The sequence below is a fragment of the Paractinoplanes deccanensis genome (assembly GCF_016862115.1).
GTDB classification, from domain to species: domain Bacteria; phylum Actinomycetota; class Actinomycetes; order Mycobacteriales; family Micromonosporaceae; genus Actinoplanes; species Actinoplanes deccanensis.
Window position 1 is genome coordinate 25536 of record NZ_BOMI01000021.1, and the last position, 14245, is coordinate 39780.

Consider the following 14245-nt stretch of genomic DNA (forward strand, 5'->3'; position numbering starts at 1 on the left):
CTGGAGGAAGTCTGATGCCACCGATCAGAAGACCCGCCACCCTCATGACGACGGCCCTCCTGCTCACCCTCGGCGCCGCCGTGCCGGCCTCCGCCCGCTCCGGCTCGACCGGAGATGTGCGGGTCGAGCGGCTCAGCGTCGACGGCCGCTACGACAACCCGCTCGGCCTCGACAGCCAACGGCCCACGCTCGCCTGGCAGATGGACGAGGTCCGCTGCCGCCCCGGTGCGCGCGTCTGCCCGGGTGACCGCCAAACGGCGTACGAGATTCAAGCCGCCGCAACCCCGTCGGACCTGAAGGCGGGACGCCTGATCTGGCGCAGCGGCCGCGTCAGCGGCAGCCGGCAGCAGGCACAGTTCGGCCGCGAGCTGAAGAGCCGCGACACCGTCGCCTGGCGCGTGCGCGTGTGGGACGCGAACCGCAACGCCTCCGCCTGGTCGGCACCCGCGACGTGGTCGATGGGCCTGCTGCACCAGGGCGACTGGGGCGCGGCCCGCTGGATCGACTACCCGGAGCGGGCCGAGAACCAGCCGATGCCCCTCTTCGCCCGCCCGTTCGGGGTGACGAAGAAGGTCGCCGACGCGCGGCTCTACCTCTCCGGTGTGGGACTGCACCACGCAACCCTCAACGGGCGCGAGATCACCGGCGAGGTGCTCGCGCCGGGCAACTCCAACTACCAGCTCTCCAGCGAGTACCGCACGTACGACCTCACCTCCGCCGTGCGCGCGGGCGCCAACACGCTCGGCGTCGAGCTCGGCAACGGGCCGGCGTACGTGCGCCGCAGCGTCACCAACCCCGCAGTGGGGCGCACCTCGCCGTACTCGTGGTGGCAGAGCCAGCTCAAGGGCAGCGGCACGCTGACCGCGGCCGCCCCGGCCGGCGCCACCAGCATCACCGTGAGCGACACCGCCGGATACCACATCGGCGGCACGGTCAATGTGGACACCGGCGGGGGAGGCGACCGGCTCGAGTCCCGGGTCATCACCGCCATCGGCACCGGCACCCTCTCGTTCAGCCCGGCGCTGAGCGGCGCGCACGAGGCCGGCGCCAAGGTGACCGGCTCCGGCAACAACATCGCCGCCAGCGACCCCAGCGCGGGTGCCGCCGTCACGCCGCGCTTCATCGGCCGCCTGGAGATCACGTACCGGGACGGCAGCCGCGACACCATCGTCACCGACCGCTCGTGGCGGGCCGCGCTCGGCCCGCTGGTCACCGACGCCTGGTATTCCGGCTCCGACTACGACGCGCGCCGGGAGCAGCCGGGCTGGAACCTTCCCGGCGCGAACCTGACCGCGACCGCCACCCGCCGCGACGGCACGCCGACCGGCTGGATCAGCGCCGGCATCGCCCCGCCGCCCAACCTGGCCACCAAGCTCGTGGCCCGCACCGCCGAGCCGGTCACCGTCCAGGAGGAGTTCCGGCCGGTGAGCGTCACCAACCCCGTACCGGGGACGTGGGTCTTCGATCTCGGGCAGAACATCGTCGGCTGGCCGCGTCTCGACGTGAGCCGGCTTCCGGCCGGCACGACCGTCAAGATGCAGCCCGCCGAGTCGCTCAACCCGGACGGCACGGTCAACCAGGCGTCGCTGATGGGCGGCGGCGGGTCGCGCGGCGTCGACCTGTTCAACACCTACACCACGTTCGGCGGCCGCACCGAGTCGTGGCACCCGAACTTCAACTACTTCGGCATGCAGTGGGTCCAGGTCACCGGTCTGCCGGCCGGCTTCGCGCCGGGCAAAGACCTGATCACGGGGGTACGCCTGCAGGCGGACACGCCGACCGCCGGCACCTTCACCTCGTCCAACGCCCGCGTGAACCGGATCCACATGATGGCGCGCTACTCGTTCGCGGGCAACATCATGAGCGTCTTCACCGACTGCCCGGGCCGCGAGAAGCTGTCGTACCCGGCGGACTACACGATGCCGATGGGTGCCATCCACCGCAACTTCGAGCTGAACGCCTTCCTGCGGACCACCATGCGGCACCTCGTCGAGGGCCAGTCGCTGGCGGACACCCCGATGTACGGCAACGTCGCCCTCAAGACGCCGGTCTACGACTGGGGCTACTCGGGCCGGTTCGGCGACGAGATCAACTGGGGCAACGCGATCGTGCTCGTCCCGGCGATCCTCGAGCAGCTGTACGGCGATCCGGCGCTCATGAACGCCTACTACGACCGGATGGTGCGCTTCGTCGACTACATCCAGCGGCAGAAGGCCCAGGGCTTCATCGTGGACGCGGCGCTGGGCGACTGGGTCGGCGACGAGCCCACCTCCGGGCGCATCACCGGCACGTGGGGCTACTACCTGACCGCTCAGGCCATGGCCCGCGCCGCCGAGCTGACCGGCCGCTCCGCCGACGCGGCCTCCTACGCCGCGCTGGCCGCGAACATCAAGACCGCGTTCCACGAGGCCTTCTACAACGAATCGCTGAACCGCTACACGGCCACCGGCAACGCCGGCACGGCCGGAGCGTCGCAGACGGCGCAGGCGCTCGCGCTCGACGCGGGCCTGGTGCCCGAGGAAAAGCGCGGCAAGGTGCTGGAGGCGCTCGTCGAGCTCGTCTACGCGTACCACCCCAACGGCACCGGCCCGCACCTCAGCGGCGGCACCATCGGCATGGGCCCGATCGTGCGGGTCCTGATGAACGCCGACCGCGACGACGTGCTGTGGGAGACGCTCCAGCAGAACGACCAGCCCAGCTACGGCTACTTCCTGGCGCCGACGCCGGCCAACCCGTACGGCATGACCACCATGGGGGAGCGCTGGAACCGCGGCGACTCGAAGAACCACATGATCCTGGCCCAGATCGAGGAGTGGTTCCACGCCGGGATCGCCGGCCTTCAGGTCTCCGGTGACCGGCTGGTCTTCAAGCCCAAGCCGGTCGGCGACCTGCGGTCGGCTGCCGCCGGCTATGGGGCGGCCCGCAGCAGCTGGACCAAGAAGGATGGTCGTTTCGCCCTCACGGTGACCGTGCCGGCCAACACGACGGCCGAGGTCTGGGCGCCCGCCGGGAGCAAGGCCTCCGGCCGTGCCACCTTCCAGCGGACCGAGGGCGCGTACGCCGTCTTCACCGTCCCCGCCGGAACGCACCACTTCACCGCCTCCGCGAAGTAGCCACGACGGCGGGAGGGTCGCCCGCGGCCCTCCCGCCCCTCCCTCGAAGAGGTTGCCCATGAGCTCAGGGATGACCCGCAGGACGTTGATCGGTGGTTCCCTGTCCGTGGCCGCCGTGGCGGGTCTGCCCGCGCCGGCCCAGGCGCACGGCACGGTGGCGGCGACCCGCTACGGCCGCGTGCGTGGACGGCGCGAGGACGGCATCGTCAAGTTCCTCGGCGTCCCCTACGCCACGCCGCCGCTGGGCCGGCTCCGCTTCCAGGCCCCGCGGCCGCCCCGGCCCTGGCGCGGCGCGCGCGCCGCGGTGGACTTCGCCGCGCCCGCCTATCAGGTGGCCGGCGCCGAGATGGGCCCCGGCCGCCGGATGCCGGCGCCGTCGGAGGACTGCCTCTACCTCAACATCTGGACGCCCGCCGCCGACCGCAAGCGCCGCCCGGTGATGTTCTACCACCACGGCGGCGGCTACATGATCGGCTCCGGCGCCGCGACCGGCCAGGACGGCACGAACCTCGGGCGCCGAACTCGACCGGATCATCGCCACCTTCCGCCGGTCCCGGCCGGGCGCGACGCCGGCGCAGCTCTACTTCGCCATCACCACGTCGCCGATCTGGCGCGACGCCATCACCATCGCGGAGACGAAGGCGGCGCAGCGCCGCGCGCCCGCGTTCATGTATCAACTCGCCTACCCGGACCCGGCCGTGGTGCCCGGCACCGACTTCCCGCTCGGCTCGCCGCACGCCTCGGACATCCCGATGAAGTTCGCCAACGTCGGCGCGGACGAGCTGCCCGGCAAGCGGGCGACCGCGCGGCACATGAGCGCCCTGTGGGCCGGCTTCGCCCGCCACGGCCACCCCACGGCGCCCGGCGTGCCCCGCCGGCCCGCCTGCACGCGCGCGGAACGCGCCACCATGGGGATCGACGCCCGGTGCCGGATCGTCCACGACCCGGACCGCGCCGAAAGGCTCTATGGGGAGGACCGCACGCCCCGGTCGCGCCGTTGAGCGGCGCGGCGCATCTTGATGTAGTTGCCGCATCCGGACATCGAGCACCAGCGGCGCTTCTGGTTGCGGGAGGCGTCGTAGTAGGCCCACCGGCAGGTGTCGCGGTCGCAGACCTTGAGCCGGGTCCACACCTGGTCCTCGGCGCACTGCCTGATCGCGTCGACGAGCCCGGCGAGGGCCCGGCCGAACCGCTCGTCACCGGCGGAGACCAGGCGAGGCTTCCCACCCGCCAGGCTGAGCCGCACGGGCACGGCCGCGAGGACCTCGTCCAGCCCTCGCACCACGGCCGGGTCCGTGCGATGGCCGGCATGGCCCAGCAGCACCTCGCGCAGGCCCTCCCGGAACGCGATCGCGGTCGCCAGGTCCGGCGAGCGCAGTCGCGTGCCGGGGCGGATCAGGCCCGCGCCGGCGAGCCACGTCCGCAGGGCGTCGGGAGTGCCCAGCGATTCTTCGTCGATCTGAGGCTCGTACGTGTTGACGAAGTCGCGCAGCAGCCGGGCGGCGGGTGGGACCGCCTCGTCGTCGCTCATCGTCATCCTCCTCCAGGCGACCACCGTAGCGCCTTGACAGCCGCGCGGGCCCCCTGATTCGCTTACACCACCAAAACGCTTTTGGTGGTGTAAGCACCGGGTGCGGCGGAGGGACGGATCGTGGCCACCACGCTGAAGGACGTGGCACGGATCGCCCGGGTGTCGGTGAAGACCGTCTCCAACGTCATCCACGACCATCCGCATGTCAGCGACGAGGTGCGCCGCCGCGTCGAGACGGCGATCCGGCAGCTCGGTTACCGGCCCAACCTGGCCGCCCGCGGGCTGCGCCGCGGCCGCAGCGGGTTGCTCACGCTGGTGGCCCCGCACGCCCCGGGAGTGGTGGAGGCGATCGTCAGCGGGGCCACCGCTCTCGGGTTCCGGGTCGTCCTCGCGCCGCCGGACGCCTCGCTCGCCGAGGGGCCGGACGTCGACGCGGTGCTGGTCAGCCGCGAAGCGCCGGCCTCCGGACGGCTCGACGCTCTCGCGCCGGCGGGGACGCCCCTGGTCCTGCTCACCGGCATCCCCGACCCGCGATATGACTGCGTCGGCCCCGACACCGTCCAGTCGGTCCGGGATGCGTTCGGCCACCTCACGCTCGCGGGCCGTCGGCGTGTCGCGGCCGTCGGCTCGAACGGCTTCCGGGAGGCGGTGCGCCGCGCCTGGCCGACCCCGCCGGCCGGGCGCCTGAGTCTCGCGTCCGGCAGCGGGCCCGCCGAGGGATATCGGGCCGTCCGGTGGCTCGTCACCGGCGGGCAGCCTCCGGACGCGATCCTCTGTGGCAGCGACCTGCCGGCGGCCGCGGTGATCCGCGCCGTCGCCGACGAGGGTCTGCGGGTGCCCGAGGACGTCGCCGTGATCGCCATCGGCGACGGGGAGGCCGGCCGCTATCTCCGGCCGGCGGTGACCACGGTGGCCACCGATCCCGCGTTCATCGCCGGGCACGCGCTCGGCCTCGTGGTCCGGCGACTCGGCGACCGGGCCGCGCCCCCGGTCCAGATCGTCGCGCCGCACGTGGTGCTGACCCGGGAGAGCACTCGCCCGCTTCGACTTTCAACCCAGGTTCCTAGGATGCTCTAGACGGTGTCTCAGCGGCGGCACAGGGCAGTGCGCCGACCATGCGAGCATGACGACGCTGACGCAACGGCCCGCCGCGCTGCTCGTCGCGGTGTCGCGGCCCTGGTTCTGGCCGGTGTCCTGGGTGCCGGCCTACCTCGGCACCGTCCTCGCCGGACACTCGTGGCTGCCGGGCCGGGCCGACGCCGGCCGGGCGGTCGTGGCGCTGCTCATCCTCGGCCCGCTCGTCTGGGCCGCGGTCCTGGCGCAGAACGACCTGGAGGACCTGCGCAGCGACCGGGCCAACCCGCGCAAGGCGACCGCACCGCTCGTCACCGGGGCGGTGTCCGCCCGGCGGCTGCGAACCTGGTACCGCGCGGCCGCGCTCGCGTCGGTCGGTGCCGCGTTCCTCGTCGGGCCGCTCTTCGTGCTGGGGGTGGGCGGCGTGCTGCTGCTCGGCTGGGCGTACAGCGTGCCGCCCCTGCGGCTGAAGACCCGGCCGGGCTGGGACGTGGCGGTCAACGCGCTCGTGGTGGGTCTCGTCTCGCCCGTCGCCGGCTGGTCGATCACCCGCGACCCGTGGCACTTCCCGTGGCCGGTCGCGGTGATCGGGGTGCTGTTCGCGGCCGCGCTCTACGTGCCGACCACGGTGACCGACCTGGCCGCGGACACGCAGGCCGGCGACACCACGTTCGCCGTGCGGTTCGGCGCGACGTTCGCCCACCGGCTCGGGATCGGCCTGTGGGGCGCCGCGCTAGCCGTCTCGCTCGCGTGCGCCGCGTTCGGCCTGGTCGTGCCCCGCTCCACGCTGACGGCCCAGCTCGTCATGGCGCCGATATTGCTGGTCGCGTACGCGGCCCTCACCCGCCGCCCGACGATCGCCAAGCTGGCGGTCGTCTCGGTGCTGTTCGGGATCCCGACGGCCGGTTTCGCGCTGGCCTACATCAGCGGCTGAGTCACCGGTCCAGCCACGCGAAAGCCTCCGCCCGCATGGCCACATCGAAGACGTGGCCGCGGCCCGGCCAGAGCTTGGTGGTGAGGCGATCGCCGGCCGCGAGTGTCACGGCGAGCAGGGGCATCCTCGACGTGGCCGGCGAGCGGATGACCGCCTCGCCGAACATCCCGCGCTTCAAGCGGCCAAGGCGTCGAAACGCTGGAACCGGCGCTACCTCGGCTTCACCGAGGGCTTGAGTCGCGGCGGCAGCCGGATCGAGGTCCGGAACGGGACCGTCACGCCTTGACGACGTGCGGGTCAGCCGAGGGCCTGGCGGGCCGCCCGGGCCAGGACGTCGCGCAGGTAGCGGTGGCCGGGGTCGTCGTCGTACATCGGGTGCCACCACATCGCCTCGACCAAGGGGGTGGCGTCGAACGGGGGCCGCAGCGCGCGGAGGCCGCTGTTGAGGGGGAGCAGCTCGACCAGGTGGCGCTGGAGCAGGGCGATGCGGTCGGTGCCGGCGACCAGGCCCGGGACGGTCAGGAACGTCTCGGTGACGACCTGCACCCGGGGTTCGATGCCGAGCATGCGCAGCTGGCGGCCGGCCGGGGTGGACGCCGTGGGGCCGTGGAAGGTGACCGCCCACGGCAGGTCGCGCAGGTGGTCGAGGGTCAGCTCGCCGGCTACCGCGGTGTTGTCGGCGGAGACCACGCAGACCCACTCGTCGCGGTAGAGGTCCTGGTGGGACAGGTCGGTGACGAAGCCGTGCGGGATGACCAGCAGGTCGGTGGTGGTCAGGACCTGGTCGGCCCGGTCGACGCGTTCGGGCGTGTTCGCGGCGTAGCGCAGGCGGCTGTGCGGGGCCTCCGCGCCCACCAGCTGCGCGACCGTGTCGCCGAGCACGGCCACCATGTAGTCGCTGACCAGCAGCGAGAACTCGCGGGACGAGGACGCCGGGTCGAACTCGGGCTGGGCCGTGAACACGCGCTCGACGCCGGCCAGCGCGATGCGGGCGCGTTCCTTGAGCTGCGCGGCCAGCGGCGTGAGCCGGTATTCGTTGCCGACCCGGGTCAGCAGCTCGTCGCCGAAGTGGCGGCGCAGCCGGGCCAGGGAGGCCGACAGGGCCGGCTGGCTGAGGCCGAGCTGCGCCGCCGCGCGGGTGACGCCGCGCTGCTGGAGGAGGGCGTCCAGCGCCACGAGCAGGTTCAGGTCCAGGCCGGCCAGGTTCACCGCGCCAGGGTATCCACGGCATTGATGACTCACATCAGAAATCTGCTCTTCCCTGATTCGTCATGGATGGCCGACGGTGTGAGGCATGCAACTGGACCGCACCGACCCGGCGGGTGCCATCGCCGAGGCCGCCAAGCGCTGCTCGAACTGGGGGCGCTGGGGCTCCGACGACGTGCTCGGCACCCTCAACTTCCTCGACGAGGGCAAGCGGCGCGAGGGTGCGGCCCTGGTGCGCCACGGCAGGGCGTTCTCGCTGGCGCAGACCTTCGACACGGACGGGCCGCAGCGGGGCTGGCGGCGGCGCACCAACCCGGTGCACACGATGCTCGACACCGGCCTGGACGCCGAGCGGGGCCAGGGCTTCCCGCACGGGCTCGGCGGCGCCGACGACGTCGTGTTCATGCCGTTGCAGGCCTCCACCCAGTGGGACGGCCTCGGGCACATCTTCGACCACGGGATGGCGTACAACGGGCGCCGTGCCGGCGACGTGGTGACCAGCGAGGGTGACCGGGTCACCGGCATCGAGACGGCGGCCGCGCACCTCGCCGGGCGCGGCGTGCTGCTCGACGTGGGCCGCGCGCTCGGCGACGGCGGGGAGCTGCCGGACGGGTTCGCCATCACCGTCGAGCACCTCGAGCGGACCATCGCCGCGCAGGGCGACTCCGCGCGGGTGGGCCGCGGTGACCTGGTGTGCGTGCGCACCGGCCGGCTGGCCCGGGCCCGCCGGGAGGGCTGGGGCGACTACGCCGGGGGACCCGCGCCGGGCCTGTCGTTCACCACGGCCGGGTGGCTGCACGGCACCGAGATCGCCGGGCTGGCCACCGACACGTGGGGATTCGAGGTGCGCCCCAACGAGTTCGACGACGCGTTCCAGCCGCTGCACCAGGTGGCGATCCCGCACATCGGCCTGTTCCTCGGCGAGATGTGGGACCTCGACGCGCTGGCCGCCGACTGCGCCGCGGACGGCCGCTACGACTTCTGGCTCACCGCCGCCCCGCTGCCGGTCACCGGCGCGGTCGGCGCCCCGGTCAACCCCATCGCCGTCAAGTGACGAAGGACTGCTGACATGCCCGCCGTGAACAATGTCCTCGTGGTCGGCAGCGGCCTCGCCGGGACCGCCGCCGCCATCCGCCTCGCCGCCGGCGGTGTCGCCGTCGACCTGGTCGAGATCAAGCCCGACGCCGCCGCCCTCGGCTCCGGGATCACCCTGCAGGGCAACGCCTTGCGCGAGCTGCGCGAGCTCGGCGTCTGGGACCGGGTCCGTGAGCAGGGGTACGCCTTCGACGTGACCGGCATCCGCGCGCCGGACCCGCACGGCACCGTGGTCGCCGAGATCCCCGACGCCCGCACCGGTGGCCCGGAGCTGCCCGCCGCGCTCGGCATGCCCCGCCCCGGCCTCGCGCGCATCCTGCTCGACCGGGCCGCCGAGACCGGCGTGAAGGTGCGCTTCGGCACCACCTGCACCGCGCTGGAGCAGGACGGCAACGGCGTCGGCGTCACGTTCGCCGACGGCTCGGCCGGCCGCTACGACCTGGTGGTGGGCGCCGACGGCATCCGCTCGTGGACGCGGCGCACGCTCGGCGTCCAGCTGGAGACCCGGGCGACCGGCATGGGCATCTGGCGGGCGTTCGGGCCGCGGCCGGCGAGCGTCACCCGCACCGACCTCTACTACGGCGGGCCCAGCTTCATCGCCGGTTACTGCCCCACCGGCGAGGACAGCCTTTACGCGTACGTGGTGGAAGCCGCCCAGGACCGCTCGACGCTCACCGCTGAGCAGCGGCTCGCCACGATGAAGGAGCTCGCCGCCGCGTACCACGGGCCGTGGGACGAGATCCGCGAGAGCCTCGACGATCCGCAGAGGGTGAACTACACCTGGTTCGAGACGCACGTCCTGCCCGCGCCGTGGAACCGCGGCCGGGTCGTGCTCATCGGCGACGCCGCGCACTGCTGCCCGCCCACCCTCGCCCAGGGCGGCGCCCAGGCCCTCGAGGACGCCGCGGTGCTCACCGAGCTGCTGGTCGCCCGCGACACCCTCGATGAGGACCTGTGGGACACGTTCCACGCCCGCCGCGTCGACCGCGCCACCACCGTGGTCGCCGCCTCGAACCAACTCGGCCAATGGCTGCTCGACCACGAGCGGGGCGACGTGCCCAAGCTCATGCGCGACATCGCCACCCTCGTCAGCCGGCCCTCCTGAAGGAGCCTCCATGCGATTGATCACGCACCTGCGGCACGTCGACCTCGCCGTGCCCGACTACGCCAAGCAGCTCGACTTCTACACCCACACCTGGGGGCTCAGGCCCGAGCACACCGACTCGGGCCTGACCTTCCTGGCCGCCGAGGGCAGCCCCGAGCAATACGTCGTACGCCTGCGTGAGGCCGCCGACAAGCGCATCGACCTGATCGCGTTCGGCGCGGCCACACCGGCCGATGTGGACACTCTCGCGCAACGGATCGCGGCCGCCGGCGTGCGGCTGGTGTCCGAGCCCGGCACCCTCCAGACGCCGGGCGGCGGGTACGGCTTCCGGTTCTTCGACAACGAGGGCCGCACGGTCGAGATCTCCGCCGACGTGGCGGTGCGCCGGCACCGCGCCATCGAGGAGGGCGAGTCGATCCCGGTCCGCCTCTCCCACGTGGTCATCAACTCGGCCGACCCGGAGGGCACGCTCGCCTTCTACTCCCAGCACCTGTCGTTCGCGCTCTCGGACACCCTGATGCACCCCCGGATGGGCGAGATGATGTGGTTCCTGCGGGTCAACGCCTGGCACCACAGCATGGCCATCGCCCGCGGCCCGCACCCGTCGCTGCACCACGCGTCGTTCGAGCTGCGCGGCCTCGACGAGTACATGCGCGGCACCGGCCGGGTGCTGCGCGCCGGCGTGGAGAAGATCTGGGGTCCCGGCCGCCACCTGGCCGGCAACAACACGTTCAGCTACTTCCTCGACCCCAGCGGCAACACCATGGAGTACACCACGGAGCTGGAGCAGATCGACGAGGACACCTGGCACCCGCACCTCTACGACTTCTCCAACCCCGAGGTCAGCGACCAGTGGGGCACGGCGAACGCGATGAACGAGTTCGTCGCCCGACGGTCGTTCAACGACCCCGACAAGGGCCTGTTCCAGGCCCCGCCCGTCTGATGCGGTTCGCCACCTACGAGACGGCCGGCGCGGCGCGCGCGGCCGTCGCCTCCGACGCCGGGCTGCACCCACTGCCGGACGGCACGACCGTGCTCGACCTCATCCGGGCCGGGTTGCCCGCCGCGCTCGACGCCGGTGCCGCCGCCCTCACCGGCCCTGCCGTGCCGGTGGAGTCGGTGCGGCTGCTCCCGCCGCTCGAAGCGCCAACTGTCCGCGACTTCGTCGCCTTCGAGGAACACGTCGAAGGCGTTGTCGCCTCGGTCGGTGACGGCGGCGGCGTTGTCCCCGAGTGGTACGAGGCGCCGACGTTCTACTTCACCAACCCGTACGCGCTGGTCGGCGCCCACGACGACGTGCCGGTGCCGCCCGGCAGCCGCCTGCTCGACTTCGAGCTCGAGGTGGCGGTCGTGGTCGGCCGCGACGGCGCGTCGCTGAGCCCCGCGCAGGCCCGCGAGCACGTCTTCGGCTACACGATCCTCAACGACTGGTCCGCCCGCGACCTGCAACGCCGCGAGATGAAGGTGAACCTGGGCCCGGCCAAGGGCAAGGACTCCGCCACCACGCTCGGCCCGTGGCTGGTCACCGCCGACGAGCTGGAGCCGTTCCGCGACGCCGACGGCTTCCTCCCTCTCGACATGCGGGTGTCGGTCAACGGGGTGGAGGTCGGCCAGGACCTGCTGTCCAACATGGGCTGGCCGTTCGAGGAGCTCATCGCGTACGCCTCCCGCGGCACCCAGGTCCGCGCCGGCGACGTCCTCGGATCGGGCACCTGCGGCAACGGCGGCTGCCTGGCCGAGCTGTGGGGCCGCCGCGGCGCGACCGACCCGCCGCCGCTGCGCCCCGGCGACGTCGTCGAGATGACCGTCGAGGGCATCGGCACCATCCGCAACCGGGTCGTCCCCGGTCTCGACCTGCCACCGGTCCGCCCCGCCCGGCCGCGGCCGCGGCCGCGCCTGCGCAAACGCTGAGAGGAACACCATGTTCGAGTACTTCCCGACCGGCCCGTACACCTGGAACCTCAGCGTGGTCGCCACGCTGAACTCCGGTGGGCTGATCGACGAGGTGGACCGGGCCTGCCGCCCCATCAAGGAGGCGGCGAACGCGGGCGAGGACGCCGGCACACCCGACTTCCTGCGCGCGTGGACGGCGCTGACCGACCAGCTGGCCGGCCAGGCCGAGGCCGCGGAGAAGGCCGGGCACACCCGCACGGCCGGGCAGTTGTACTTCCGAGCGGTCAACTACCTGGCCCAGGCCGAGCGGATGCTGTCGCACGCCGACCCCCACCGGATCCCCTCGTACGAGCGGCTGCTGACCCTGGCCCAGAAGGCGTTCAGCCTGCACAGCCCCCAGGTCAGCCGCGTCGAGATCCCGTACGAGGGCACGACCCTGCCCGCCTACTTCAGCGCGGTCCCCGGCCCCGCCCCCGTGATGGTCCTGGTCAACGGCCTGGACTCGACCAAGGAGCACATGTACTCCTCGAACCACTGGCGGGAGCTGGCGGCCCGCGGCATCTCCTGCCTCATGCTCGACCAGCCCGGCACCGGCGAGTCCCTGCGGCTGCGCGGCCTCACCGCCCGCATCGACACCGAGACCTGGGCCGGCGCGGCCGTCGACTGGCTGGAGACCCGCGCCGACGTCGACAAGACCCGGATCGGCATCGTGGGTTGGTCGCTGGGCGGCTACTACGCCCCGCGCGCCGCGGCCTTCGAGAAGCGGTTCGCGCTCTGCGTGGCCTGGGGCGCCAACCACAACTGGGGTGCGGTGCAGCGCCGCCGCCTGGAGCGCGAGGGAGAGCGTCCCGTCCCGCACTACTGGGAGCACGTGCTGTGGGTCTGGGGCCACACCGACCTGAACGAGTTCATCGAGTTCGCCGACGACGTCCACCTCGACGGCGTCGTCGAGAAGATCACCGTCCCGTTCCTGATCGCCCACGGCGCCAACGACCGGCAGATCCCCCTGGAGTACGCGCACCGCTCGTACGACCAGGCGGTCAACTCCCCGAAGCGCGAGCTGCGCGTGTTCACCCCCGAGGAGGGCGCCACCGAGCACATCGGCCTCGACCACCTGCCCCACGTCAGCGTCTTCATCGCCGACTGGGTGGCGGACACCTTCGCCTCACTCGGCGCGGCGCGGACCGGCCGGCCCGAGCCGAGCTGATCCGCCGATCACCGGCCCGCTCGTCTCCGGCGGCCGGCCGGGGAACAAGCTCCCGCCCGGCGACGCTGGACCTGTGGTGATCGACTCCGAGGTGCGCCTCTCCCTGCTGGATCGGTCCCGGACCCGCGCCGGGGAGGCCGAGACGGCGGCTCTGCGCGGCACGGTCGCGCGCGCCGCCCAGGCGGAACGGCTCGGGTACGGGCGGTTCTGGGTTGCCGAGCATCACGGGGTTCCGGGCATCGCGGGCGCGGCCCCGGCGGTGCTGCTGGCCGCGGTCGCCGGTGCGACGGCGACGATCAGGCTGGGCTCGGCCGGGGTGATGCTGCCGCATCATCAGCCGCTCGTGGTCGCCGAGCAGTTCGCCACGCTGTCCGCGTTCGCGCCGGGCCGGGTCGACCTGGGGCTGGGCCGGTCGCCGGGCTTCACCGCGCCGGTCAGGCGGGCGCTGCGGCAGACCGAGCACGACTTCGCGGCCGACCTGGCCGAGCTGCGCGGGTTCCTCACCGGGACGGCGGAGATCGGCCTGCACCCGCGGCCGGAGGGCGAGGTGCCGCTGTACGTGCTCGCCACGGGAAGCGGCCTCCAGATCGCGGCCGCCCTCGGGCTTCCGGTGATCGTCGGCGGGCCGCTGCTGGGCGTGGGCGGCGACCCTGCGCCCGGGCTGGCGGCGCTGGCCCGCTATCGGCGCGAGTTCCGGCCGTCCGAGCAGCAGCCGCGGCCCCGGGTGGCGGTCAGCCTCGACGTGCTGATCGCCGACACCGCCGAGGAGGCGGCCGAGCTGCTGCTGCCGGAGGCGTGGGCGATGGCGCAGAGCCGCACCGCCGGGGTGTTCCCGCCCCTGCGACCGGTGGCGGAGGTCCGCGCCGCAACCCGCAGCGCGCGCCAGCAGCAATACATGGACCAGACCGCGGCGGCGGCGATCACCGGCACGCCGGCGCAGGTGGCGAGCCGGCTCGGCGCATTGCTCGACCGCACCGGCGCCGCCGAGCTCGTCGCGGCCGGCAGCACCTACGACCGGGCCGCCCTGGCCGCCTCGGACGCCGCGCTGGCGGGGGTGTTCGGCGCTTGATCGCGTTGGGCATGCTCG

13 protein-coding genes and 1 pseudogene are annotated in these 14245 nt (G+C 73.2%); 11 read left to right on the forward strand and 3 right to left on the reverse strand.

Going from position 1 to position 14245, the window contains the following annotated elements; translation table 11 throughout:
* The first annotated feature begins 14 nt into the window (after window positions 1-14).
* The 3 genes and pseudogenes from Ade02nite_RS06470 to Ade02nite_RS06480 all read left to right on the forward strand — a co-directional run bounded on the left by Ade02nite_RS06470 (window position 15) and on the right by Ade02nite_RS06480 (window position 4114).
* The gene (locus Ade02nite_RS06470; protein ID WP_203760599.1) at window positions 15-3113 is read left to right on the forward strand and encodes an alpha-L-rhamnosidase; all 3099 of its coding nucleotides are present in this window, start codon (window positions 15-17) and stop codon (window positions 3111-3113) included.
* 70 nt (window positions 3114-3183) lie between these two features.
* A pseudogene (locus tag Ade02nite_RS50695) lies at window positions 3184-3564 on the forward strand (carboxylesterase family protein); the annotation flags it as partial.
* Between the two features lie 217 nt (window positions 3565-3781).
* Window positions 3782-4114, forward strand: coding sequence for a hypothetical protein (locus Ade02nite_RS06480; RefSeq protein ID WP_307871205.1), 333 nt, complete (start codon window positions 3782-3784; stop codon window positions 4112-4114).
* Here Ade02nite_RS06480 and Ade02nite_RS06485 read toward each other — a convergent pair.
* Complete coding sequence (locus tag Ade02nite_RS06485; protein ID WP_203760600.1) at window positions 4078-4644, reverse strand: CGNR zinc finger domain-containing protein; 567 nt, start codon at window positions 4642-4644, stop codon at window positions 4078-4080. The genes Ade02nite_RS06480 and Ade02nite_RS06485 overlap by 37 nt on opposite strands.
* A gap of 120 nt (window positions 4645-4764) precedes the next feature.
* On the opposite strand from Ade02nite_RS06485, the gene Ade02nite_RS06490 reads away from it, so the two are divergent.
* Both Ade02nite_RS06490 and Ade02nite_RS06495 read left to right on the forward strand, forming a co-directional pair.
* Complete coding sequence (locus Ade02nite_RS06490; protein ID WP_203760601.1) at window positions 4765-5721, forward strand: LacI family DNA-binding transcriptional regulator; 957 nt, start codon at window positions 4765-4767, stop codon at window positions 5719-5721.
* 46 nt (window positions 5722-5767) lie between these two features.
* Window positions 5768-6652 (forward strand): UbiA prenyltransferase family protein, encoded by an 885-nt coding sequence (locus Ade02nite_RS06495; RefSeq protein ID WP_203760602.1) that lies wholly within the window; start codon window positions 5768-5770, stop codon window positions 6650-6652.
* 1 nt (window position 6653) lies between these two features.
* Here the strand turns inward: Ade02nite_RS06495 and Ade02nite_RS06500 are convergent, their stop codons facing one another.
* Together Ade02nite_RS06500 and Ade02nite_RS06505 are read right to left on the reverse strand one after the other, a co-directional pair.
* Window positions 6654-6818 (reverse strand): hypothetical protein, encoded by a 165-nt coding sequence (locus Ade02nite_RS06500; RefSeq protein ID WP_203760603.1) that lies wholly within the window; start codon window positions 6816-6818, stop codon window positions 6654-6656.
* A 131-nt stretch (window positions 6819-6949) separates the two neighbouring features.
* A complete protein-coding gene (locus tag Ade02nite_RS06505) occupies window positions 6950-7861 on the reverse strand; it encodes a LysR family transcriptional regulator (RefSeq protein ID WP_239168582.1) in 912 nt (303 codons plus the stop codon).
* A gap of 85 nt (window positions 7862-7946) precedes the next feature.
* On the opposite strand from Ade02nite_RS06505, the gene Ade02nite_RS06510 reads away from it, so the two are divergent.
* From Ade02nite_RS06510 to Ade02nite_RS06535, 6 genes are all read left to right on the forward strand, one after another.
* Entirely contained in the window at window positions 7947-8912 is a 966-nt protein-coding gene (locus Ade02nite_RS06510) for a cyclase family protein (protein ID WP_203760605.1), read from the forward strand.
* Window positions 8913-8927: 15 nt separating this feature from the next.
* Window positions 8928-10058, forward strand: a complete 1131-nt coding sequence (locus Ade02nite_RS06515; protein WP_203760606.1) for an FAD-dependent oxidoreductase — start codon at window positions 8928-8930, stop codon at window positions 10056-10058.
* A 10-nt stretch (window positions 10059-10068) separates the two neighbouring features.
* Window positions 10069-11001: a VOC family protein gene (locus Ade02nite_RS06520; RefSeq protein ID WP_203760607.1), complete on the forward strand. Its 933-nt coding sequence runs from the start codon at window positions 10069-10071 to the stop codon at window positions 10999-11001.
* Complete coding sequence (locus Ade02nite_RS06525) at window positions 11001-11969, forward strand: fumarylacetoacetate hydrolase family protein (RefSeq protein ID WP_203760608.1); 969 nt, start codon at window positions 11001-11003, stop codon at window positions 11967-11969. Before Ade02nite_RS06520 ends, Ade02nite_RS06525 begins: the two co-directional genes overlap by 1 nt.
* Before the next feature lie 10 nt (window positions 11970-11979).
* Complete coding sequence (locus tag Ade02nite_RS06530) at window positions 11980-13158, forward strand: alpha/beta hydrolase family protein (RefSeq protein ID WP_203760609.1); 1179 nt, start codon at window positions 11980-11982, stop codon at window positions 13156-13158.
* Between the two features lie 73 nt (window positions 13159-13231).
* Window positions 13232-14227 (forward strand): MsnO8 family LLM class oxidoreductase, encoded by a 996-nt coding sequence (locus Ade02nite_RS06535; RefSeq protein ID WP_239168583.1) that lies wholly within the window; start codon window positions 13232-13234, stop codon window positions 14225-14227.
* Window positions 14228-14245 lie beyond the last annotated feature (18 nt).

Bases quoted from the DNA above. Each gene is read 5' to 3' on its own strand.
- Ade02nite_RS06470 (WP_203760599.1), top strand. From the start codon at position 15: ATGCCACCGATCAGAAGACCCGCCACCCTCATGACGACGGCCCTCCTG.
- Ade02nite_RS06480 (WP_307871205.1), top strand. From the start codon at position 3,782: ATGTATCAACTCGCCTACCCGGACCCGGCCGTGGTGCCCGGCACCGAC.
- Ade02nite_RS06485 (WP_203760600.1), bottom strand. From the start codon at position 4,644: ATGAGCGACGACGAGGCGGTCCCACCCGCCGCCCGGCTGCTGCGCGAC.
- Ade02nite_RS06495 (WP_203760602.1), top strand. From the start codon at position 5,768: ATGACGACGCTGACGCAACGGCCCGCCGCGCTGCTCGTCGCGGTGTCG.
- Ade02nite_RS06500 (WP_203760603.1), bottom strand. From the start codon at position 6,818: ATGTTCGGCGAGGCGGTCATCCGCTCGCCGGCCACGTCGAGGATGCCC.
- Ade02nite_RS06510 (WP_203760605.1), top strand. From the start codon at position 7,947: ATGCAACTGGACCGCACCGACCCGGCGGGTGCCATCGCCGAGGCCGCC.
- Ade02nite_RS06515 (WP_203760606.1), top strand. From the start codon at position 8,928: ATGCCCGCCGTGAACAATGTCCTCGTGGTCGGCAGCGGCCTCGCCGGG.
- Ade02nite_RS06520 (WP_203760607.1), top strand. From the start codon at position 10,069: ATGCGATTGATCACGCACCTGCGGCACGTCGACCTCGCCGTGCCCGAC.
- Ade02nite_RS06525 (WP_203760608.1), top strand. From the start codon at position 11,001: ATGCGGTTCGCCACCTACGAGACGGCCGGCGCGGCGCGCGCGGCCGTC.
- Ade02nite_RS06530 (WP_203760609.1), top strand. From the start codon at position 11,980: ATGTTCGAGTACTTCCCGACCGGCCCGTACACCTGGAACCTCAGCGTG.